This is a genomic window from Roseateles sp. P2_H4 (assembly GCF_056403315.1).
The window spans coordinates 1-22890 of sequence record NZ_JBFUFR010000067.1; the positions used below are offsets into that span (position 1 = coordinate 1).

A 22890-nucleotide genomic window follows, 5' to 3' on the forward strand; every position below is an offset into this window, starting at 1 on the left:
GCCCCGACGCCGGCTGCCGCCGCGACGCGCCGCCCGGCGTCGCCCGCACCGGCCAAACCCGTGCAGAACCGCACACCCGACGCGGCGGCCTCGGCCAAGCCCGACCAGGCGGCCGTCAGTGGCGAGCAAGCCGATGACGGCGGCCTTGCCAAGACCGACGCCACGCAGGATCCCGAAACCTCCGGCCTGGATGAGTTCACACAGCTGATCGGCCTGACGCCGCAGACCCTGCCTGCCCAGGCCGTGCCGGCCGCGGCGCCGCTTGCTACTGCAGCCGGCGCCGAGGCGGCGGAGAGCGACACGCCCGGCGCCAGGCATGCCGCCCGCGGCCGCGTCGGCCGCCTGGCCGACGACGAAGCCGCGGTTGCAACGCCCCGCACCGGCAGCAGCACCGACACGGCCTCGAGCGCCGCCGTCGAGCGTCGCCCGTCCGACGCTCCCGCGCGTGACGCCGCGCCCCGCACCAAGGGCATCGAGCTGGCCGCAGCTGCCGACAAGGCCGCCGCACGCAGCGCCAGCAACAGCGAGAGCCTGCAGGCGGCCGCCACAGCCAGTGGCGCCAGCACGCCGCAGACGGCGGGCGCGGCCGAAGCCCTCCCCACCAGCTTCGCCGCCGTGCTGGCCCAAGCCATGCCGGCCACAGCCGCGGTTTCGGACGCTGCAGCGTTGAACGGCAGCGGCCAGGTGCGCGCGGCCGTGCACAGCGGCGCCTTCGCGCCCGAACTGGGTGCGCGCGTCAGCCTGCTGGCCGTGGACGGCGTGCAGCAGGCCGAGTTGCAGCTCAACCCGGCCGACATGGGCCCGGTGTCCGTGCAGATCGTCGTCGACGGCGCCCAGGCCCAGGTGTCCTTCCATGCCGCACACGCCGAAACGCGCCAGGCGCTGGAGCAGAGCCTGCCCGATCTGGCCGCCGCGCTGCAGGGCCAGGGCCTGACGCTGTCGGGTGGTGGCGTCTTCCAGCAAGCGCCCCGCGATGCCCAGGGCGGTGATGCCGAAGCGGGCCGAAATGACGACAACCGCGGCTCGCGCAGCGCCTCGGCCGGTGCCCGCGTCGGCGCCAGCACGACCGCCGCGGCCACGCCGGCACGCCGCAGCGTCGGCCTGCTCGACACATTTGCCTGAAGCTGAAGCCGAAATAGCCACGCCGCACTCAAGCTAATCGAGGTTTGCCCGGCGGCCCCGGGGTCAATAATCGAGCGCATATGCCCTCAGCCCGTCGTGGCTGGCCTGGGCGACGACGTCTCAAGGAGTTCACATGGCGACTGCGCCGGCTGCTGCGGAACCTGCCGCGCCCAAGGGGGGCGGCAGCAAGAAGCTCATCATCATCCTGGCCGCCGTACTGGTGCTGGTGCTGGTGGGTGGCGGCGCGGCCGTCATGCTGCTCAAGAAGAAGCCGGTGGCCGAGGACGGTGAAGACGGCGCCGAAACAACCGAGACGGCGGCCAAGCCCAAGGCCCATGCCAAGAGCGACCATCCGCCCACCTTCGTGCCGCTGGACCCCTTCACGGTCAACCTGGCCGACAAGGACGTGGACCGCTTCGCCCAGGTCGGCGTCACGCTGCAGGTCGATGACCCGAAGTTCGCCGACCAGATCAAGGCCTATATGCCCGCCATCCGCAGCAATGTGCTGATGGTGCTGGCGCACAAGACCGCCGGCGAGCTGCTGACCCGCGAGGGCAAGGAAAAGCTGGCCAAGGACATCATGCGCGAGTCGGTTCGCCCCATGGGCATCGAGCTCGACGATGACGACGACCACGAAGTCGCCGGCGACGCGCCCAAGAAGAAAAAGAAGAAGAAGGCCCACGTCGAAAGCCCGGTGACGCAAGTCCTGTTCTCCAACTTCATCGTCCAGTAAGCCTGGGTCGGCAATGAATCAGCAGATCCTTTCCCAAGACGAAGTCGATGCACTGCTCCAGGGCATCACCGGCGAGAGCCAGAAGCTCGAGGCCGAGGAGGAGCAGGTCGGCGGCATACGCGAGTACAACCTCGCCAGCCAGGAACGCATCGTTCGTGGGCGCATGCCCACGATGGAAATCATCAACGAACGCTTCGCGCGCAACATCCGCGTCGGCCTGTTCAACTTCATCCGCAAGAGCCCGGAAGTCGCCATCGGCGGCATCAAGGTGCAGAAGTACTCTGCCTTCCTGCGCGAGATCGTCGTCCCGACCAACTTCAACATCGTGTCGGTGAAGCCGCTGCGCGGCAGCGGGCTCATCGTCTGCGACCCGACGCTGGTGTTCGCCGTCATCGATTCCTTGTTCGGCGGCATCGGCAAGTTCCACGCCCGCATCGAGGGCCGCGACTTCTCGCCCACCGAGCAGCGCGTCATCACCCGCATCGTCGAGGTCATCCTCGCCGAGTACCACAAGGCCTGGAAGGGCATCTACCCGCTCGAGCTGGAATACCAGCGCTCGGAGATGCAGCCCCAGTTCGCCACCATCGCCACGCCCAGCGAGATCGTCGTGTCGACGTCCTTCACGCTGGAAATCGGCGAGACCAGCGGCACCATCTATTTCTGCATCCCCTACTCGACGCTGGAACCCATCCGCGACGTGCTGTATTCCACGACGGTCGGCGACTCCTCCGAGCCCGACCGGCGCTGGATCAATCTGCTCAAGACCCAGATCCAATCGGCCGAAGTGGAACTGGTGGCCGAGCTGGGCACGGCGCCGGCCACCGTCGAGCAACTGCTGGCCTTCAAGCCAGGCGATTTCATCGAACTGGACCTGGACCCCATGATCCAGACCAAGGTGGACGGCGTGCCCGTCTTCGACTGCCACTACGGCACGTCCAACGGGCGCTACGCCCTCAAGATCGACAAGATGCTGACCGGCCCTCAAGAGAGCTGGTTGGGAGCCAAACATGAGCCCTGATTCACCCAGCCAGGAAGAACAAGACGCGATGGCGGCCGAGTGGGCCGCCGCGCTGGCCGAGGCCGCGCCCGCACCCTCGGTCGCGTCCGAAGTCGTTGCCGAGGTGCCGGAGCAGGTCTCCACGCCCAGCTTCGCCAACTTCACGCCGACGACCGGCGCGGGGCCGGGCAACGACATCAACATGATCCTGGACATCCCGGTCCAGCTGACGGTTGAACTCGGCCGCACCCGCATCCCGATCAAGAACATCCTGCAACTGGCCCAGGGCTCGGTGGTGGAGCTGGATGCGCTGGCCGGCGAGCCCATGGACGTGCTGGTCAACGGCTATCTGATCGCCCAGGGCGAAGTGGTGGTCGTGAATGACAAGTTCGGTATCCGGCTGACGGACATCGTCACGCCCTCGGAGCGCATGCGCCGCCTCTCCAAGGCCGCATAAACGCCCCCTTCCGCTGCCACTTAGGGGGTTCGGCGGTTCAAGTCCGTCCGCAGAATGCCGAGGCATGAATGCTTCCGGCCTGCTCCCCTTCCTCTGGTTCCTCGGCATCGTCGCGCTGATCCCGGTCGCGCTGTGGCTGCTCAAGCGCACGCCGCTGGGCGGCGCGGCGGCGGCCGGCGTGCTGCGCGTCGTGGCCCAGCTGCCCACCGCCCCCAACCAGCGCATCCTCGTCGTCGAGGTCGGCCAGGGTGAGGACCGCCGCTGGCTGGTGCTGGGCGCCACCGCCCAGAACATCACGACGCTGCATGTGATGCCGCCGCAGGCCGAGCCCGTCCCACCGGCCTCGTTTGCGAAGCTGCTCAGCAAGGAGCGCGGTGATGCGGCTTAAGCAACTTTTGACGGCCGGCTTGCTGCTTGCAGCCGGCGCTGCCTTCGCACAGCAGGGCCAGACACCGCCCGCCTCGCTGCCCCTGCTGATCGGCCAGGGCGCCGGTGGCAGCTACTCGGTGCCCATCCAGACGCTGCTCTTCTTCACGGCGCTGGGTTTCCTGCCCGCGGTCATCCTGATGATGACGGCCTTCACGCGCATCGCCATCGTGCTGAGCCTGATGCGCCAGGCCCTGGGCACGCAGTCGGCGCCGCCCAACCAGGTCATCGTCGGCCTGTCGCTGTTCCTGACCTTCTTCGTCATGAGCCCGACGCTGGACAAGGTCTATGCCGAAGCCTGGCAGCCCTACAGCGCCGGCACCATCCAGTTCGACGAAGCCCTCAAGCGCGCGGAGGTGCCGATGCGCGGCTTCATGCTCAAGCAGACGCGCCAGGCCGACGTGGCCCTGTTCTCGCGCCTGGCCAAGCTGGACGCCAGCGTCAAGCCGGAAGACGTGCCCTTCAAGGTGCTGGTGCCGGCCTTCGTGACCAGCGAGCTGAAGAGCGCCTTCCAGATCGCCTTCCTGATCTTCATCCCCTTCCTCGTCATCGACATGATCGTGGCGAGTGTGCTGATGAGCCTGGGCATGATGATGCTGTCGCCCGTGCTCGTCGCCCTGCCCTTCAAGCTCATGCTGTTCGTGTTGGCGGACGGCTGGAATCTTCTGCTCGGCTCATTGGCCGCTTCGTTTGTCACCTGAGCAAGCCATGGACGCACAACAAGTCTTCACCTTCGGCCAGCAAGGCCTCTACATGATGATGCTGGTGGCCGCACCGGTGCTCATCGTCGTGCTGCTCGTCGGCGTCGTCGTCAGCGTGATCCAGGCGGCCACGCAGATCAACGAGGCGACGCTGTCCTTCGTGCCCAAGGTTGTCGCCACGGTGCTGACGCTGGCCATCGCGGGGCCGTGGATGATGACGACGCTGGTGGAGTACATCCAGCGGACGTTGATGACGATTCCGCAAGTGGTTGGGTAGGTTGACGCCGTGAGCGGGTGGCTGGTCAGTGCTTCAGGTTGGCGCTACGTTGCCGGGAGTCCGTCCCGGCGGCCGGGTAACTTTCTTCTGCGGCGCCAGAAGAAAGTCACCAAAGAAGAGGCGCTGAACCGCACACCAGCACCACTTGCTTTTGGCATGGCGGTTAACTCACTTCAGCACGGTGCCCAGATGCGAACCGCTGCGCTCTCGCGTCTGACTTGTCACCACCAACATCCATCGCACCAGCAGCCCGTCCGACGCGCGGCTGCACGCCGTGCTCACCAGGGCAGCCCAATGCAGCGTCGCTCGGGCGACGCGGTATTCCCTGACAAGCCCGGCGTGCAGCCGGCGTTAACCGGCATGAAGGGCCGATGGAGGGTGCTCGTCATAGGGACAGCAGCGAGAGCGCAGCGGGTCGCGTGCAGGCGCGGCCCAGTTCCGAGCATCGCGAGCGCACACCACCACTCGAGTGCGGATTGCATTGAGCGCTCCTCTTTTGGTGACTTTTCTCTGGCGCGTCAGAGAAAAGTTACCCGCCCTCGCGGGGCGGATTCCCGCGGCACTGCACCGGGTCGAGAGGCTCTTCGCAAAAGCATCCCGACCAAACTCGCAGCAGAGTGACGGATCAACAAACACATCATGTTCTCCGTCGCCGAAGCCCAACTCCTCGCTTGGCTGAACCCACTCCTGTGGCCCTTCATCCGCACGCTGGCCCTGTTCGCCGGCATGCCCACCTTCAGTCAGCGCAATGTGCCGCTGCGCCTGCGCGTCGGCCTGGCCCTCTTCATCTCGGTCGCTTCCCAGCCCTCGCTGCCGGAGATGCCGGTCACACCGCTGGACTCCCTGCCCGCGCTGACGCTGCTGGTCGCCCAGCAGCTGCTGATCGGCCTGTCCATGGGCTTCGCGGTGCGCATCGTGTTCGCGGCGCTGGAGTTCGCCGGCGAAATCATCGGCCTGCAGATGGGCCTGAACTTCGCCGGCTTCTTCGACCCCAGCACCGGCGCCCAGGGCACGGCCAGCGCGCGCTTCTTCGGCAGCATGGTGGCCTTCCTCTTCATCGCCATCAACGGCCATCTGCTGCTGATCAATGCGTTGATCCAGAGCTTCCACGCCTTCCCGGTCGGCACCGAACCCTTCGCCTTCCTGCGCGTCGCGACGCCTCAGCAATGGGGTGCGGAGATCTTCAGCATCGGCCTGTGGATCGCGCTCCCGCTGATCACGATGCTGATGTTCGTCAACCTGGTGCTCGGCGTCATCTCGCGCGTCGCGCCGCAGATCGGCGTCTTCTCGGTCGGCTTCCCGCTGACCGTCAGCATCGGCCTGATCGGCATGGTGGCCACGCTGCCGCTGATGCAGACGCCCTTTACTGTGGCGTTGGAAAGGTTGCTGGCTGCGTTCAGCTAGTCACTGAACGATTGCAATTCAGGCGGACGTCGGCTCCGCAGCGATTGCCGTCGTTCGCGTCACGGAGCTGAATCCGCACTGCGTGGCACGAAGCAGTCATCGGCTCGTCCAGTCGGCCGCGGCCTTCAAGGACCGGTCTCCGGGGCGCCGCTGCAGCTACCGGGACTGGATGGAGGTGATCCGGGGCGCCGGCCTGGGCCTCAAAGCCGCTCGAACACGGCGGCAATGCCTTGACCGCCGCCGATGCACATGGTCACCAGGGCGAAGCGGCCGCCACTGCGATGCAGCTCGTACACCGCCTTGGTCGCCAGGAAGGCACCGGAGCAGCCGATCGGATGGCCGAGCGCGATTGCGCCGCCGTTCACATTGACCTTGCTCATGTCGAGCTCCAGCGCGCGGGCGACGGCGATGGCCTGGGCGGCAAAGGCTTCATTGCTCTCGATCACGTCGATCTGGTCGAGCGTGAGCCCGGCCTTCTTCAACGCGAGCTTGGTGGCCGGGATCGGTCCTTCGCCCATGATCTCGTTGGGCACGCCGGCGACGGCGTAGGAGACGAGACGCGCCATCGGCTTGTGGCCTGCCGCTGCCGCCACGGCCGCATCGGCCAGCACGAAGAAGGCCGCGCCGTCATTGATGCCGGAGGCGTTGCCGGCCGTCACCGACCCGTCCTTCTTGAAGGCCGGCTTCATCTTCGCCAACGTCTCCATCGTCGTGGACGGCTTCACATGCTCGTCGGTGTCGAACACGACCTCGCCCTTGCGGGTCTGCTTGACGATGGCCACGATCTGTGACTTGAACCGCCCTTCGGCGATCGCCGCAGCGGCCTTGCGGTGCGAATCGACGGCCAGCGCATCCTGCTGCTCGCGCGTGATGCCCCATTTGGTCACCAGGTTTTCCGCGGTGATGCCCATGTGGCCGACACCGAATGGGTCGGTCAGCGTGGCGACCATGGTGTCGATCAGCGTGGTGTCGCCCATGCGGGCGCCGCTGCGCATGGCAGTCGACAGATAGCCACCACGGCTCATCACCTCGACCCCGCCGCCGATGCCGTAGTCGCAGTCGCCCAGCAGGATGTTCTGCGCAGTGGTCACGATGGCCTGCAAGCCCGACGAACACAGGCGGTTGACCGACATGGCGACCGAGTCCATCGGCAGCCCGGCCTGGATGGCCGCCACCCGTGCCACATAGGCGAAGCGGCTTTCGGTCGGGATGGTGTTGCCCACCGTCACGTAATTGATCGCCTTGGGGTCCACGCCGGAGCGGGCCACCGCTTCCTTCATCACCTGGCCGGCCAGCTCGGCCGGCTCGATGTCGGCCAGCGACCCACCGAACGTGCCGATCGCGGACCGCGCGGCGCCCAGAACCACGACGTCTCTTGTGCTCATGATGTCTCCTTGTTGATCAATGTCCCGAGGCGCCGGAGGCGCCGATGCCCGTCTCCGAACGCACCTGCTGCGCGATGAAGCCAGCGCGATCCTGGTCGCCGCGGGCGCTGCGGTCAAGGATGGAGAACAGCCAGATACCAATGAAGCCGATGCTCATCGAGAAGAGCGCCGGTGATGCGTAGGGAAACAGCGCCGACCCCTTGGGATTGCCCAGCGTCACTTCCCAGACGGCCGGCGACACCAGGGTCAGCAGCACCGACGAGATCAGGCCCAGGAAGCCGCCGATCACCGCACCACGGGTCGTGCAACCTTTCCAAAGCACCGACATCAGCAGCACCGGGAAGTTGGCCGATGCGGCGATGGCAAACGCCAGGCTGACCATGAAGGCGATGTTCTGCTTCTCGAAGGCGATGCCCAACACGACGGCCACGACGCCCAGCGCGATGGTCGTCAGGCGCGAGACCTTCAGTTCCGCCGCGCCATCGGCCTTGCCCTTCATGATCACCGTCGAGTACAGGTCATGCGAGACCGCCGACGCGCCGGACAGCGTCAGGCCGGCGACGACGGCCAGGATGGTTGCAAATGCCACCGCCGAGATGAAGCCGAGGAAGACGTTGCCGCCGACGGCGTTGGCGAGGTGGATCGCCGCCATGTTGCCGCCGCCGAGCAGGCCGCCCTTGGCGTCGAGGAACTGCGGGTTCGTCAGCACGAAGGTGATGGCGCCGAAGCCGATGATGAAGGTGAGGACGTAGAAGTAGCCGATCCACGTCGTTGCCCACAGCACCGACTTGCGGGCCTCCTTCGCATTCGGAACGGTGAAGAAGCGCATCAGGATGTGGGGCAGCCCCGCTGTGCCGAACATCAGGGCCATGCCGAAGCTGATCGCCGAGATCGGGTCCTTGATGAAGCCGCCCGGGCCCATGATGGAGAAGCCCTGCGCAGCCGCGTCGCCCGGCGACTTGCCGGCCGCTGCCGCAATGCCGGTCTTCACCTCGACCGCCTTGGCGAACATCGCCTCGGGGCTGAAGCCGAAGTGCCAGAGCACCATGAAGGCCATGAAGCTCGCGCCGGCCAGCAGCAGGCAGGCCTTGATGATCTGCACCCAGGTCGTCGCTGTCATGCCGCCGAACAGCACATAGACCATCATCAGCGCGCCGACGATGACGACGGCGATCCAGTACTCCAGGCCGAACAGCAGCTTGATCAGCTGCCCCGCACCGACCATCTGCGCGATCAGATAGAAGGCGACGACGACCAGGGTTCCCGACGCCGCGAACACCCGCACCGGCGTCTGTGAGAAACGGAAGGCGGCCACATCGGCGAAGGTGAACTTGCCCAGATTGCGCAGGCGCTCGGCGAGCAGGAAGGTGACGACGGGCCAGCCGACGAGGAAGCCGATCGAGTAGATCAGGCCGTCGAAGCCGCCGACCATCACCGCAGCGGAGATGCCGAGGAAAGACGCGGCCGACATGTAGTCGCCCGCGATGGCCAGGCCGTTCTGGAAGCCGGTGATGCCGCCACCGGCGGTGTAGAAGTCGGCGGCCGACTTGGTCTTGGCAGCCGCCCATTTGGTGATGAACAGCGTGCCGACGACGAAGACGGCGAACATGCCGATCGCGGTCCAGTTGGTGGCCTGCTTCTCGGCCTGGCCGAGATCTGCGCCTGCGGCCAGGGCCGTACAACTGGTGCCGAGCAGCGCGATCGCGCCCAGCCAACTTGCAAGAATGCGGGCGTTCATTTCACGGCCTCCCTGGCGATCTGCTCGGTGAGCGTGTCGAACTCGCTGTTCGCACGGCGCACATACAGGCCGGTGATGATGATGGTGAAGAGGATGATGGCCAGGCCGATGGGCATGCCGATCGTCATCACGCCAGCGCCCAGCCGCGTCGCGAGGAAGGGCTTGTCGAAGGCGACCAGCAGGATGAATCCGTAGTAGACGACCATCATCGCCAGGCTCAGCCACCAGCCAAAACGCGAGCGCGTGGCCTTGAGCTGCTGGTATCTGGGGTCGTTCAGGATGCGGGTCGTGGTGTCGGGTTGCATGTTCAATTCCTTTGGGCGAGTTGATCCAGGACCGCCGGGTTCTCGAGGGTCGAGACGTCTTGCGTGATCTGCTCGCCCTTGGCGATGGACCTCAGCAGGCGGCGCATGATCTTTCCGCTGCGGGTCTTGGGCAGGTTGTCGCCGAAGCGGATGTCCTTGGGCTTGGCGATCGGGCCGATCTGCGTCCCCACCCAGTTGCGCAATTCGTTGGCAATCCGCTTGGCCTCTTCGCCGGTGGGGCAGGCCTGCTTGAGCACGACAAAGGCGCAGATGGCCTCGCCTGTCAGGTCGTCCGGCCGGCCCACCACGGCGGCCTCGGCCACCAGGTCGGTCTTTGCCACCAGGGCCGATTCGATCTCCATCGTGCCCATGCGGTGGCCCGACACATTGAGCACGTCGTCGATGCGGCCGGTGATCGTGAAGTAGCCGGTGTGCGCATCGCGGATGGCGCCGTCGCCGGCCAGGTAGTAGCCCTTGAGTTCGGCCGGGAAGTAGCTGGTTTGGAAGCGCTCCGGCTCGCCCCAGATCGTGCGGATCATGCTGGGCCAGGGCTTCTTGATGACCAGCAGTCCGCCCTGGCCGTTGGGTACGTCGTTGCCGGCCTCGTCGACGATGGCGGCGGCGATGCCGGGGAAGGGCAAGGTGCAGGAGCCCGGCACGAGCGGCGTGGCACCGGGCAGCGGCGTGATCATGTGGCCGCCGGTCTCGGTCTGCCAGAAGGTGTCGACGATCGGGCAGCGCCCGCCCCCGATGTGCTGGTGATACCACTCCCATGCGGCCGGGTTGATCGGCTCGCCGACCGAGCCGAGGATGCGCAGGCTGGACAGGTCGTAGCGCCGCGGATGCACCGCGGCATCCGATTCGGCCGCCTTGATCAGCGAGCGGATCGCCGTCGGCGCGGTGTAGAACACGCTGACCTTGTGGTCCTGGATCATTTGCCAGAAGCGGCCCGCATCGGGATAGGTGGGCACACCCTCGAACACCACTTGGGTCGCGCCCAGCGCGAGCGGGCCGTAGGCGATGTAGCTGTGGCCGGTGACCCAGCCGATGTCGGCGGTGCACCAGAAGACGTCGCTGTCCTTCAGGTCAAAGGTCCACTTCGTCGTCAGCGCTGCATGCAGCAGGTAGCCGCCGCTGGAATGCTGTACGCCCTTGGGCTTGCCGGTGGATCCCGACGTGTAGAGGATGAAGAGCGGATGCTCGGCGCCGACCCATTCGGGCTCGCAGACCTCGGGCTGGGACTGCATCTCCTCGTGCATCCAGCGGTCGCGGGAAGCGTTCCAGGCGATCTCGCCACCGGTGCGGCGATAGACGATCACGTCCTTCACCGACGCGCAGCCGCCGAGCTCGATSGCCTCGTCGACGATGGCCTTCAGCGGCARYTKCTTGCCGCCGCGCAATTGCTGGTCGGCGGTGATCACCATCACCGCGCCTGCACCATCGATGCGGTCGCGCACGCTCTGCGCCGAGAAGCCGCCGAAGACCACCGAATGGATCGCCCCGATGCGCGCGCAGGCCTGCATGGCCACCACGCCTTCGACGCTCATCGACATGTAGATGATGACGCGGTCGCCACGCTGGACGCCACGCGCCCGCAGCGCATTGGCGAGGCGGCAGGTGCGCGCCAGCAGGTCGCGGTAGCTGACGCGCGTCACCTGCCCGTCGTCGGCCTCGAAGATGATGGCGGTCTTGTCGCCCAGGCCGCGCTCGACCTGGCGGTCCAGGCAGTTGTACGAGACGTTGAGCGTGCCGTCCTCGAACCATTTGTAGAACGGCGCCTCGCTGTCGTCGAGCCCGCGAGAGAAGGGCGTCCTCCAGGTCAGGAATTCGCGCGCCAGCCGCGACCAGTAGCCATTGGGGTCGGCATCGGCCTCGGCCACCAGCTTCTCGTAAGCGGCCATGCCGCTGATACAGGCGCCGTCGCTCAGCGCTTGCGGGGGTGGATACAGGTCATTCGTGTGAACGTTGCGCATGCTGCTTGTCTCCTTCTGGCCATCGTGGAGCGCAGCACCGTGTAGATTCCTTACGTCGGAGCGTGTCTTGGCCCCCCGGCTTGATCTGCGTCAAGGTTTTGGAAGATTGATGTCCGGGCGGCCCACGGCGGCGTGCCACCGCGACTCATGATGGGCAATGCCGAATGCCTTCGATTTCTCTTCCTCGCCCTTCGACGGCCTGGATGCCGAGGAGCAGCGCCTGGTACGCGACGGCGTCGATATCGCCTACTTCCGTGAGGGCGAGACCATCCTGGATGCAGGCAGCGAAGCCACGCACCTGTTCGTCATCATCAAAGGCCATGTCTCGCAATTCGAGGCGGGCGAGTTGGTCGCGAGCTACGGGCCGCGAGATTGCTTCGACGGCCGCTCGCTGGTTGCAGGCCGGGCGAGCAGCCGCTTTGCCGCCGCCGAGGAAGTGCTCGCCTATGAGCTGGCAAAAAACACGGTCAACACCCTCATTGCGCGCAATGCCACTTTCGGCGCGCTGCTCTTCGCCGACCTGTCGCACAAGCTCAGCGCACTGGGCCAGCGCCATGCCGAGCGGGAGATACATGCGCTGACGGCTTCCAGGGTCGCAGATGCCTTTCTCCGGCCGGCCCATGTGGTCGACGGCGGTGCCGACATCGTCGCCGTTGCCACGGTGATGCAGGCCGAGCGCACCAGCAGCGTGCTGGTGCGCGACGGCGCAAGGATGGGCATCTTCACCAACACCGGCTTGCAGCGAGCCGTCCTCGATGGGCGGGCGCTGGATACGCTGGCGGTGCGTGAGCTGGCGACTTTCAGCCTCGTGTCGGTCGCCCCCGACGCGCCGCTGTTCGATGCGCTGGCGCTGATGATCCAGCATCAGGTGCACCGGCTGGTCGTGGCCGAAGGCGAGCGCATCGTCGGCCTGCTCGAACAGCTCGATCTGCTGAGCTTCCTGTCCAACCATTCCTACCTGATCACGGTGCAGATCGTGCAGGCGCAGGACCTGGCCGCGCTTGGCGTGCAGGCCGCCAGGATCGAGCGCTTTGTCGCGCTGCTGTACCGCGGCGGCACGCGCGTGGGCCAGATCGGCAAGCTGGTGCAGGCGCTGAACGCCAAGCTCTTCGAGCGCACCTGGCAACTGGTGGCGCCGCCCGAACTGGTGGCCGAGAGCTGCCTGTTCGTCATGGGCAGCGAAGGACGCGGCGAGCAACTGCTCAGGACCGATCAGGACAACGGCCTGATCCTGCGCGACGGCGCCAAGACAGGCGAGGCCGATGTGGCCGAAGCCTGCCAACGTTTCTCCGCGGCATTGCGCGACTTCGGCTACCCCGACTGCCCCGGCGCCATCATGGTGAGCAACCCCGCCTGGCGCCGCAGCGCCAGCGACTTTTGCGCCGTCGTGCGTGGCTGGCTCCTGAGGCCGGACCCGCAGGGCCTGATGGCGCTGGCGATCTTCATCGACGCGCGCGCGGTCGCCGGCGATGCGGCGCTGCTCAGCGAGGTTCGCGCCGCAGCAGATCAACTGGTGGCGGCCGACGATGCGCTGCTCGGCCGCTTTGCCGCAGCGATCGACTCCTTTCCCGAGGAATCCGGCGGCTGGTGGAACCGCCTGCTGCTGATCGGCGAGCAGGAGAAGCAGACGCTCGACCTGAAGAAGGGCGGCATCTTCCCCATCGTCCACGGCGTGCGCAGCCTCGCGCTGGCCGAGCATGTGCAGGCCACCGGCACGCAGGCGCGCCTCGATGCGCTGGTGGCGGCCGGGCGCCTGCCGGCCGCGTTCGCCACCGATCTGGCCGACAGCCTCTACCTTCTGATGGGCCTGAAGCTCAAGGCGGGGCTCGCTGAGCTGGATAGCGCCGGCACGGTCAGCGGCGCCGTGCGCAGCGACAGGCTCAGCAGCCTGGAGCGCGACCTCCTGAAGGATGCACTGGCGGTGGTCAAACGATTCAAGGCCATCGTCCGCCACCAGTTCCATCTGGACGCGGCGTGAGGGTGACTAAGGCGATCAAGCACTGGCTCGGCGCCTTGCGCCGTGGTTGGATGCTCTACCACCTGGTCGACTCGCGCTTCGCCTTCATGTACGACGATCCGCCCGCTGACGAATGGGTCGCGATCGACTGCGAGACCACCGGCCTCGATGTGCGGCAGGACCAGATCGTGTCGATCGGTGCCGTCCGCATCGTCGGCAATCGCCTGCTGACCAGCGAGCGACTTGAACTGCTGGTGCGGCCCGAGCGCGCGCTGAAGGTAGACAGCATGCGCGTCCACCTGCTGCGCGAACGGGATGTTGCACAGGGTATCGAACCACGCCAGGCCATGCACCTGCTGCTCGACTTCATCGGCAGCCGACCGCTGGTCGGCTATTACCTCGAGTTCGACGTCGCCATGTTGAACCGGGAGATCTGGCCGCTGCTTGGGGTACGCCTTCCACAGCGCAAGATCGAAGTCTCGGCCATGTACTACGACTACAAACTTCGCAGGCTGCCGGCCAGCGCGCGTGGCGAAACGATCGACTTGCGCTTTGCGACGATCATGGACGAGCTGGCGCTGCCTTCACGAGAGTCGCACGATGCGCTCAACGACGCCGTGATGGCGGGCCTTGCCTTTGTCAAGTTGCGCCGCTTGCTGGCCGAGCCGCGGTCACTTGCGAGCCACTAGCGTGGGAGGTTCCTATTGAGAATGTCCAGCGCACTGCTGAGCGCTACTGCAGAGGACGACGGCTTCACGTGGATAGACCTGCAGTATGCGCGGCGCCTGGTTGCGCAAGAAGACTACTCGTACAAGCCGCGGTCGAGAGGTCTGCGGTTCGGCAGGCTCTAGAACGGTCGCGCCAAATCGAAGCTCGCGACAGCTCAGCCACAAGACCGGTCCTAGATGTGCAGCGGTCCCTCAGCCGTCTCGTTGTTCAACAACTGGCATCTGAAGCAGCGGTCAAGAGGCCGCCGGGTCTGGGTCACCGCACCCAACGTCAAGCAGCCGTCGGCCGTCGACCGGCAGCTCCGCAGCGCTTGCCGCCTGTCGCGTGGATCGCCTCGGAGGTCAGGTCTCGGCCAGGAGGAGTCGCCCGTCAGCGCAGCCTGGAAGGCAGCAAAGTGCCCGAAGCGGAAGCTCGCCAGTGTCGGCTTCAGAGCGCCCTGGTGGCGTTGACACAGGGCGTGATGGCCGTCGGCGTACAGGCGCTGCCGCGCGTGACGCTGGCCGAGCCGGAGTTGTAGCCCGCCCGCATTCGTCGTGAACTTGACCCAGTACCAGTGCGGCGTGCCAATGGGCACCGTGATGCCAACGAAGCTGGCTGCTGCCTTATCCATGATCGGATCGGCGCAGGGCATCTCGCCGTTGAAGAACTGAAATCGCCAAGGATCGCCGTTGGCGCCCTATCTCAAAGTGGCAGCGCGCTTCACGTAATTTCTCCGGTCGCGCGTGTTGGGCATCTTGAGGTCCGGCGGAACGCGCGCCGCCGCAGAGCCGCGCCCGCGTGCTCGACAAAGTGGCCGAGACGTCCTAGCGAGACGGAATGTTCAAGGGTGTATTTCGAGGGCCCGGCAAGGTTCGGCCTTGAACAATTTTGACGGGCAGAACGATGTCGCTTGGGCCGACATAGGCTTCCCCACGGCGCTGCGCCTCGATCAGCTGCATCAGAACGTCAACCGCGCGACGACCCATCTCAAACAGGGGTTGACGCACCGTCGTCATCCGCAACGTGCGGGCCATCAAGGTGTCGTCGAAGCCTGCAATGGAGATGTCATGAGGCACGCTCAGCCCGCAGCCCTCCAATGCGTCGATGCAGCCGAAGGCGATGTCGTCGCTGCCGCAACAGACGGCCTCGGGCAGCGGCTGACCGCGGTGGCGTTGCAGCCATTCCTGCATGGCCTGCCTACCCCCTCCGGCAGTGAACCATGTGCGGATCACGTGGTCGGGAGCAACTTCGACCCCGGCTTCGGCATGGGCGCGCAGGAAGCCATCGACACGGCGGTCTGCTCCCTTGACATTCATCGGACCGCCCATGCACAGGATTCGGCGATATCCAAGCTCGAGCATGTGACGCGCGATGGCATAGCCGCCCACTTCATCGTCCGCCTCGACGTTCACCTGCGCCCGCAACGGCCCGCCGGCGTGGATCGTGACCAAAGGAGTACGGGGCGGTAGCCAGGTCGTGCTGTCGTCTTCCAGGTAGGGCGCCAGCACGACCAGACCGTCGACGCGGCCATCACACAAGGCTGGGATGCGCTTCGGTGCTTCTTCCCAGCCGCCGAGCGGAAAGATGCAAGTCGCCTGGTGGGCCTCCGTCGCACCCCGCACGACGCCGTTGAACACCTCCAGGAAGTAGAGGTTAGGTTCCTCCGCATTGGCGATGTTGCTGACGAAGCCGATGACATTCGTTCGTTGAAACGCCAGCGCGCGCGCCGTCGCGTTCGGCCGGTAGCTCAAGCGCGCCGCGGCAGCGAGGACCCGCTCACGCGTCTCGACCGACAAGCGTATCGAACCCTTCGCACCGCTGAGTGCGGAGGACGCCGCCGAATCAGATACCCCTGCTTCTCGCGCGACGTCGGCAAGCGTGGGTAACTTGTGAGGACGACTTTTCGGTCGCTTGGAAGGCTTGGGTGTCGATGCGGACACTGTCCAGTGAGCGGGAGGGCGTGACCGAGTACTTTAACCCGCCGTCCCTCGCCATCTCATGCAAGTGCCGGCGGGGCCGGTCTAGGGGACTTCCATCCCCGTCACGATTTTGGGCACGACACGTTTTCAGTCAGAGCCGGGGTGGGAAGTGGCGGTTCGGACTGTAGCCCCACCACCCCGCCAACGGGCTGGAGTGGCTGGAACTGGCTTGGTGCCGCGACGACCGAAGCCGATTTCTTGGCGAATGCGAGCCTTGTGGCTGAGCGCCTCTGGCCGTTTGGCTACGACATCGCCATGGTCGGACCCCGGTGGTATGTAGCGAAGGCGACAACTGAGGGCTGCCGCCCGTTTGCACCTTTGGAATTTGACGCTCATTGCCAACCGCGGCCTGCCGCAGACCGGTTCCCCAGCGCCATCGAAGGGTGCGGCTTCGCTCCGCTCGCAGCTCAGGTCCACCGCCTCCGCTTGCGCTTCAGCGTGCACTTGAGGCCCGGCGTCTCCGTCAGGCGGTTGGGCAAGGTGCCGTTTGCCGGCAGCCCATGGCGTTGCTGGCGCTCCGTGCCTCGACCGCGGCAACCGAATCGCGCACGAAGATCAGCGGGAGTCGCCGGCTGGCCCGATCCGGTAGTAGTCGAAGTCCACACGGCCGCCCGCCGTCTTGGTCGAGAAATAGAAGAGGCCGAAGCGATTACCAATGAAGTGCGTTGGATAGGAATAGGTCAGGCGCGAGGGACGACCGATGGGTGTCCAGGATTTGCCGTCGAGGCTGTAGGAGAAGCGGGCGAACTCAGGCGCGGGATGGAACTCGGCGTCGACCTTGAGGTGCACGGTTTTGCCAGACAGGGGAACGGAAGCGATTTCCTCCGGCTTGTCGGAATCGGCGCTCACCATGACGAGAGATCTGGCGCCGCCGCTCATCTTGACTCCCACAAAACCATACTGTTTCTGAAACACGGTCAAACCGGCCAAGTCGCCATCTTTCATGCCGCTCACGTCGATGCGGGTGGTGGCCGAACTCTTCGGGCCAAAAGTGCGCTGGGTAAGGGTGTTGGTGGCCTCGGGCAGCGTGGCGACGACCCGACTGGTGGACAGGCTCAGGTAGCCGGGCCGCTTGGTGAGCGACCAGTCATCTGGGCGCGGGTTGTGATTCCATTGCCAGGCGAGAGGCAGGGCGCGGTCGCCGGGCCGGCGGTCGAATTCGTCGGAGGCGACGATGCCGGACGCACCAGAGACACCCTGCCCGCCGGCGGCAATGTCGAGCGTCATGGACACCTTGCCGTTTTCGCCGAGCACCGGCCAGCCATCCTTCCAGGTCACCGGCACGAGGTAGGGAATGCGACCGACGGCGCCGTCGCCTTTGAAGAGATACGCAAACCATTTGCCGTCCGGGGTGTCGATGAGGCCACCCTGGGCGATACCGCGGTCATCCAGCGCGATGCGACCCTCGTACGGCCCGTCAATGCGGTCGGCACGGTGGACGATGACGCTGGGCGCCCAGCGGCTCTTGGGCGAGGCGATGTTGAAGAGGTAATAGCGGCCGTTGATCTTGAAAAGCTGCGAACCCTCGCCGTTGAGCCCGCCCAGATCGGAGCCGAAGATGGTGTTGACGTTTTCGATGAGAACCTTGTTCACGCCGCCGGGCTTGATGCCGGAGAGATCGGGTTTCAGCTCGACGAGCGTGATGCGACCGCCCCCGTAAACCATGTAAACGCGACCGTCGTCATCGAAGAGCAGGCTGTTGTCATGCAGCAAGGGTTCGAAACTCGTCTCTTTCCACGGGTCGCGCTCCGGATCGCGCGTCGTGTAGATGTGGGTGCGTCCGCTGGTGTAGGAGAAAGTCGAGGTGTAGAACACGCCGTTGTGGTAGCGCAGGCTGCTGGCCCAGGAGCCTTTGCTGTAGGCGTCTTTACCGTTCTCGAGGCGCATGGCTTCGTTGTCAACGAGGGCTTCATGGGCGTAGGAGACCAAGCGCCAGTTGACCAGATCCTCCGACTTCATGATCGGGAGACCCGGGCTCATGTGCATCGTCGTGCTGCTCATGTAGTAGCTTTTCCCTACGCGGATCATCGACATGTCCGGGACGTCGGCCCAGATGAAGGGGTTGCGGGCAAGCTTCGTCTGTGCCGCCGCAAGGGCGCTGGTGCCGTCGCGCAGCGCCTGATTGGCACCGGGCGACGGTTCTGCGGCAAGCGCGGCCCCGCTAGTGAGCGCAGCCCAGCAAAAGGCGATGGTGTGCAGGAGTCGGAAAGGGCGCATGGTTGGATGCGAAGCGTCAATAGGTTATTGAGGGGTCAGCGCGAGGCGCCGCCTGGCTCGAGCCGGTAGTAGTCGAAGTCCACACGGCCGCCGGCGGTCTTGGTCGAGTAATAGAAGAGGCCGTAGCGGTAGCCCATGAAGTGCGGGATGGTGTAGACCAGGCGCGAGGGGCGACCGATGGGGATCCAGGTCTTGCCGTCGAGGCTGTAGGAGAAGCGGGCGACTTCAGGCGCAGACTCGAAGTCGCAGTCGACCTTGAGGTGCACGGTCTTGCCAGTGAGCGGCACGGAGGCGATCTCCTCCGGCTTGTCGCCGTCGGCGCTGACCATGACGAGAGACCTGGCGCCGTCGCTCATCTTGACCGCGACAAACCCATAGTGTTTCTGCAGCGCGGTCAGGCCGGCCCAGTCGCCGTCTTTCATGCCGCTCACGTCGATGCTGGTGGTGGCCGAACTGCGCGGGCCGACCGTCCGCTGGGTGAGGGTGTTGCGGGCCTCAAGCAGCGTGGGAACGGTCCGGCTGGTGGTGAAGCTCATGTGCCCCGGGCGCTTGGTGAGCGACCAGTCACCCGGCACGGGGTTGTGATTCCATTGCCAGGCGAGAGGCAGGTCGGGGTCGCCGGGCCGGCGGTCGAACTCATCGGAGGCGACGATGCCCGAGACGCCGGAAGCGCCCTGCCCGCCTGCCGGGATGTCGAGCGTCATGGCTACCTTGCCGTCTTGGCCGAGCATGGGCCAGCCGTCCTTCCACGTCACGGGCACGAGGTAGGGGATGCGACCCACGGCGCCGTTGTCCTTGAAGAGATAGGCGTACCACTTGCCTTCCGGGGTGTCGATGAGGCCGCCCTGGGCGATACCGCGGTCATCGAGCGCGATACGACCTTCGTAGGCGCCGTCGATGCTGTCGGCCCGGTGGACGATGACGGTGCGCGCCCAGCGGCTGCCGGGCGAGGCGATGTTGAAGAGGTAGTAGCGGCCGTCGACCTTGAACAGCTGCGAGCCTTCACCACACAGCCCGCCCTGGTCGGCGCCGAAGACGGTGTTGACGCGTTCGATGATGGCCTTATTCACCCCGCCGGGCTGGGTGCCGGTGAGATCGGGTTTCAGCTCGGTGAGCATGATGCGGTTGCAACCCCAGACCATGTAGACGCGCCCGTCGTCATCGAAGAACAGGCTGTGGTCATGCATCGCGGGCTCAAAACTCGCCTCTTTCCACGGGCCGCGCTCCGGATCGCGTGTGGTGTAGATGTGCGTGCGTCCGCTGGTGGCAGAGAACGTCGAGACATAGAACACGCCGTTGTGGTAACGCAGGCTGCTGGCCCAGGAGCCGTGGCCATAGGCGTTCTTGCCGTTCTCGAGGCGGAGGGCTTCGTTATCGGCCAGGGTCTGATAGGCGTAGGAGGCCGTGCTCCAGTTCACCAGGTCCGTCGACTTCATGATCGGCAAGCCCGGGCTCATGTGCATCGTCGTGCTGCTCATGTAGTAGGTCTTGCCTACACGGATGATGGCGATGTCCGGCACGTCGGCCCAGATGAGCGGATTGCGGGCCGGAGCCGTCGTTGCAGTTGGTGCCGCCGGAGCGTCTGCCACCGAAGCGGCCTGAAACCCGACGCAGAGGATGAGGGCCGTCAGAAGGGAAGCAATCGAGCGGGTCGTGAGACGGGCGGCAGGGCGTCTCAGGCTGTTGGGTTGTTGTTCCATGTTTTGTCTCCGTTGTCGTCATTGCGAGTCAGCGCGTCGGTCAAGGCGGCATGCCGCCCGGCCTGCGGCCGTCTCAGCGCGCGTACGGCGCGAATGCGAAGTCCGCAGGTCGGCCTTCCCGGTCCTTCAGCGGCCGATCGTCGAGGCTGGCCTCGCCGTCGGCATAGACGTCGCTGCGGCTGGCGCGGAGGTTGATCGTCAGCGCGTCCTTCTGGCCCTGCAGCGCCAGCGCGTAGCGGCGGCCGGCCTGCAGTACGACGGCCGGATGGGCGCTGAAGTCAAAGCTCAGCAGCCCGGCGCCTTGAGGCAGGTAGGCAATGGCCAGGCCCTCGCCGGTGCCGAGCAATTCGGTGCCCGCCTCCACGTCGCGCAGCGACAGGCGCAGGCTGCGCGTGGCGTCCGTGCCGTGGCCGTCACCGGCGTACAGGCTCAGCCGGCCCAGCGGGATGTCGGCGCGCGGCACGAAGGTCTGCACCAGGCGGCTGGCGCCGCCGTCGCGGTTGAAGCCGATGGGCTCGGGTGTCTGCTCGAAAGGCCGGGTGACCGAGGCCAGCGCCGGGCTGCCCGGCCAGGTTTCGGGATAGCCCTGGGCGAACTGCTGGACGGCCACGCGCGGGTCGGAGCGGCCCGGGTCCGGCAGCGCCGGCACCTTACCTTTGGGCAGCTGAGGCGGCTTGCTGATGCCGGCTTCGGTCTGCGTGACGGGCCACATGCGGCCGTCGGCGTCGTAATAGAGGTACTCCATCGTGGCGGAGCGGCGGTTGCCGTTGCCGGTCTGGCCATCGGCCAGGGTCAGGGTCACCGAGCCGTTGTGATAGAAGAGGTAGGACTGGCCCTTGAAGTCGTCAACGATGCCGGCGTGGATGGTGAAGCTGTTCTTCGTCGGGCCGGTCAGCAGGCCCTGATAAGTCCAGGGACCACGAGGGCTCGGCGCGGTGGCATAGGAGAGATGCTCGAAGAGACCCTGGTGCGCCATGGACGCGTAGGTCATGTAGTACAGACCCTTGCGCTTGGACAGCCACGGCCCCTCGGTGTAGTTGGGCAGCGCGATCTTCTCGATGGGACCGTCCAGCTCGGTCATGTTGGCCTTGAGCTTGGCCAGGTAGAGCACCGGGTTGCCCCAGGCCAGCCAAGCGGTGCCGTCGTCGTCGATGAAGACGGTGGGGTCGATGTCGTTCCAGCCGTAGGGGGCCGGAGTCGTGGCATCGGTGATCAAYGCCGAGCCGCGCGCATCCTTGAACGGGCCCAGCGGGTTGTCCGCCACCGCCACGCCGATGGCCTTGCCGGGATGCGTGTCGTTGTGCTGCACGGTGGCGTAGAAGTAGAAGCGGCCATTGCGCTGCACCACCTGCGCGGCCCAGGCATCGCCCACCGCCCACTTGAAATCGGTGGGCTTCATGAAGGCGCCGTGCGAAGTCCAGTGGCGCAGGTCCTTGGACGAATAGGCCAGCCACTCCTTCATCAGGAAGAAGTCGTCGCCTTTGGCCTCGTCACGGCCGACGTAGAGATAGACCGTGTCGCCCACGCGCAGCGGCGCGGGGTCGGCAGTGAAGCGGTCGCGCAGCACCGGATTGGCGCCGGGCGCCGGTTCGGCGGCAAAAGCGGCCCCGCTGGCGAGGGCGGCACAGCAAAGGGCGATGCGGTGCAGGAGGCTGGTGTGGCGCATGGCTGGGTGTGAATCTTCAATAGGTTGTAGCGGGTGACGTGCTCACCCGACCAGGTCAAGGGGGCCGGGGGATCGGCGCTCAGCCCAGCTTCTTGAGTAGCGTGCAGCGCGACAGCAAGGAAGCGTCCGCTGCGACGATGGAAACCCTGTTCATCCCTTATCGCTTGGATCCGGGTCGGCTCCAGGGTCGCGGGCTTCACTTGCGCTCGAAGCGCCAGTGATCGAACTCAAACAGCGTCGGCTCGCCTTGACCCCTGAAGATGAGGTAGAGGTCGTGCAGGCCCGTGGCACCCGAGACCGGCACGCCTTGCTGCCGCCACTGATCCAGACCGCCGGTGCTGGCCACCGTCAGGGTGCCGAGATGCGGTCCATCGACGCTGTCGAGCCGCAATTCAATCTTGCCACCGTCCATCTCACTGGCCAGGTTGGCGACGAAGCGGGCCGCGCCCTTGCTGCCAAAGTCGACGCCGTTGACCTTGATGTAGCTGAGATCGGTGATGCGAGTGACAACCATGCCGACCTTGTCACTGCGCGCCGTCTTGATGCCAGGCGCCCAGTCGAACTGGCGATCCCTATCCCGCTTCAGGCGGGAGGTCCAGGCCATGGTCTCGGCCTCCACTCGTTCGTAGGGCGACATGGGTTTGAGCGGAGCGACGCCGACGTTGTCCCACCAGGGGAGCATGTTGATGGTGCCGTCCGCGTTGTAGTCGAACCGGGTCACGGTGACGGAGCGGCGCTCGCGATGGATGGGCGTGTCGGCAAAGTTCAGCCGATAGTTGAACCCGAACAGGTAGGACCCACCCATGTAGTCGACGATGCCCGGGTGGTTGCCGGTCGAGTTGGCGTTGTGGTCCATGATGTCGCCCTTGTAGACCCAGGGGCCGGTGGGCTTGTCGCTCATGGCGTAGCCAATGCCTTCGGGGCAGCAGCTCGACGCGTAGGCCATGTAGTACTTGCCCTGGCGCTTGTAGAACCAGGGGCCTTCCTGGTAGTTGCGCGGTTTGCCCTCGGCCTGCTGGATCTCGCCGCTGTAGGAGATCATGTCCGGGTTCAGCTTCACGTAATACAGGTTCGGGTTGCCCCAGTACATATAGGCCTGCCCGTCGTCGTCGACGAAGACCGTGGGGTCGAAGTAGCCGATGCCC

Annotated in this window: 20 protein-coding genes; 11 read left to right on the top strand and 9 right to left on the bottom strand. The window is 65.9% G+C overall.

Features of this window, described 5'->3' with window-relative positions; translation table 11 throughout:
- The 8 genes from AC1DW3_RS29340 to fliR all read left to right on the top strand — a co-directional run.
- Positions 1-1122: flagellar hook-length control protein FliK (locus AC1DW3_RS29340; protein ID WP_477937577.1), on the top strand; the 1122-nt coding region annotated here is incomplete at its 5' end.
- A gap of 133 nt (positions 1123-1255) precedes the next feature.
- The gene (locus AC1DW3_RS29345; RefSeq protein ID WP_477937579.1) at positions 1256-1855 is read left to right on the top strand and encodes a flagellar basal body-associated FliL family protein; all 600 of its coding nucleotides are present in this window, start codon (positions 1256-1258) and stop codon (positions 1853-1855) included.
- Between the two features lie 13 nt (positions 1856-1868).
- Complete coding sequence (gene fliM / locus AC1DW3_RS29350) at positions 1869-2873, top strand: flagellar motor switch protein FliM (protein WP_477937581.1); 1005 nt, start codon at positions 1869-1871, stop codon at positions 2871-2873.
- Positions 2863-3309 carry a flagellar motor switch protein FliN gene (gene fliN, locus AC1DW3_RS29355; protein ID WP_477937583.1) on the top strand — a complete coding sequence of 149 codons (447 nt, stop codon included), beginning with the start codon at positions 2863-2865 and terminating at the stop codon, positions 3307-3309. The genes fliM and fliN overlap by 11 nt, the downstream gene beginning before the upstream one ends.
- Positions 3310-3373: 64 nt before the next feature.
- Positions 3374-3697, top strand: a complete 324-nt coding sequence (locus AC1DW3_RS29360) for a FliO/MopB family protein (protein ID WP_477937585.1) — start codon at positions 3374-3376, stop codon at positions 3695-3697.
- A complete protein-coding gene (fliP, locus tag AC1DW3_RS29365; protein WP_477937587.1) occupies positions 3687-4436 on the top strand; it encodes a flagellar type III secretion system pore protein FliP in 750 nt (249 codons plus the stop codon). Before AC1DW3_RS29360 ends, fliP begins: the two co-directional genes overlap by 11 nt.
- Before the next feature lie 7 nt (positions 4437-4443).
- A complete protein-coding gene (fliQ, locus tag AC1DW3_RS29370) occupies positions 4444-4713 on the top strand; it encodes a flagellar biosynthesis protein FliQ (RefSeq protein WP_477937589.1) in 270 nt (89 codons plus the stop codon).
- 639 nt (positions 4714-5352) lie between these two features.
- Entirely contained in the window at positions 5353-6117 is a 765-nt protein-coding gene (gene fliR, locus AC1DW3_RS29375; RefSeq protein WP_477937591.1) for a flagellar biosynthetic protein FliR, read from the top strand.
- Positions 6118-6317: 200 nt separating this feature from the next.
- Here fliR and AC1DW3_RS29380 read toward each other — a convergent pair whose 3' ends face one another.
- From AC1DW3_RS29380 to acs, 4 genes are read right to left on the bottom strand one after another with little or no spacing between them, the layout of a single operon-like run.
- Positions 6318-7502, bottom strand: coding sequence for an acetyl-CoA C-acyltransferase family protein (locus AC1DW3_RS29380; protein WP_477937593.1), 1185 nt, complete (start codon positions 7500-7502; stop codon positions 6318-6320).
- A gap of 16 nt (positions 7503-7518) precedes the next feature.
- The gene (locus tag AC1DW3_RS29385; protein ID WP_477937595.1) at positions 7519-9240 is read right to left on the bottom strand and encodes a cation acetate symporter; all 1722 of its coding nucleotides are present in this window, start codon (positions 9238-9240) and stop codon (positions 7519-7521) included.
- Positions 9237-9545 carry a DUF485 domain-containing protein gene (locus AC1DW3_RS29390; RefSeq protein ID WP_477937597.1) on the bottom strand — a complete coding sequence of 103 codons (309 nt, stop codon included), beginning with the start codon at positions 9543-9545 and terminating at the stop codon, positions 9237-9239. Before AC1DW3_RS29390 ends, AC1DW3_RS29385 begins: the two co-directional genes overlap by 4 nt.
- Positions 9546-9547: 2 nt before the next feature.
- The gene (acs, locus tag AC1DW3_RS29395) at positions 9548-11518 is read right to left on the bottom strand and encodes an acetate--CoA ligase (RefSeq protein ID WP_477937599.1); all 1971 of its coding nucleotides are present in this window, start codon (positions 11516-11518) and stop codon (positions 9548-9550) included.
- A gap of 157 nt (positions 11519-11675) precedes the next feature.
- On the opposite strand from acs, the gene AC1DW3_RS29400 reads away from it, so the two are divergent.
- The 3 genes from AC1DW3_RS29400 (at position 11676) to AC1DW3_RS29410 (ending at position 14721) form a co-directional block, all read left to right on the top strand.
- Positions 11676-13496, top strand: coding sequence for a DUF294 nucleotidyltransferase-like domain-containing protein (locus AC1DW3_RS29400; RefSeq protein ID WP_477937601.1), 1821 nt, complete (start codon positions 11676-11678; stop codon positions 13494-13496).
- Entirely contained in the window at positions 13493-14164 is a 672-nt protein-coding gene (locus AC1DW3_RS29405) for a 3'-5' exonuclease (protein ID WP_477937603.1), read from the top strand. The genes AC1DW3_RS29400 and AC1DW3_RS29405 overlap by 4 nt, the downstream gene beginning before the upstream one ends.
- Positions 14165-14598: 434 nt before the next feature.
- Positions 14599-14721, top strand: a complete 123-nt coding sequence (locus AC1DW3_RS29410) for a hypothetical protein (protein ID WP_477937605.1) — start codon at positions 14599-14601, stop codon at positions 14719-14721.
- 286 nt (positions 14722-15007) lie between these two features.
- On the opposite strand, the gene AC1DW3_RS29415 is transcribed toward AC1DW3_RS29410, so the two are convergent.
- The 5 genes from AC1DW3_RS29415 to AC1DW3_RS29435 all read right to left on the bottom strand — a co-directional run.
- Positions 15008-16123: a LacI family DNA-binding transcriptional regulator gene (locus AC1DW3_RS29415; protein ID WP_477937607.1), complete on the bottom strand. Its 1116-nt coding sequence runs from the start codon at positions 16121-16123 to the stop codon at positions 15008-15010.
- Between the two features lie 594 nt (positions 16124-16717).
- Positions 16718-18379 (bottom strand): glycoside hydrolase family 43 protein, encoded by a 1662-nt coding sequence (locus AC1DW3_RS29420; RefSeq protein WP_477937609.1) that lies wholly within the window; start codon positions 18377-18379, stop codon positions 16718-16720.
- A gap of 35 nt (positions 18380-18414) precedes the next feature.
- Positions 18415-20079 (bottom strand): glycoside hydrolase family 43 protein, encoded by a 1665-nt coding sequence (locus AC1DW3_RS29425; RefSeq protein ID WP_477937611.1) that lies wholly within the window; start codon positions 20077-20079, stop codon positions 18415-18417.
- A 73-nt stretch (positions 20080-20152) separates the two neighbouring features.
- The gene (locus AC1DW3_RS29430) at positions 20153-21745 is read right to left on the bottom strand and encodes a glycoside hydrolase family 43 protein (protein ID WP_477937613.1); all 1593 of its coding nucleotides are present in this window, start codon (positions 21743-21745) and stop codon (positions 20153-20155) included.
- Between the two features lie 196 nt (positions 21746-21941).
- Positions 21942-22890 (bottom strand): carbohydrate-binding protein (locus AC1DW3_RS29435; protein ID WP_477937615.1); only part of this gene is annotated, 949 nt, incomplete at its 5' end.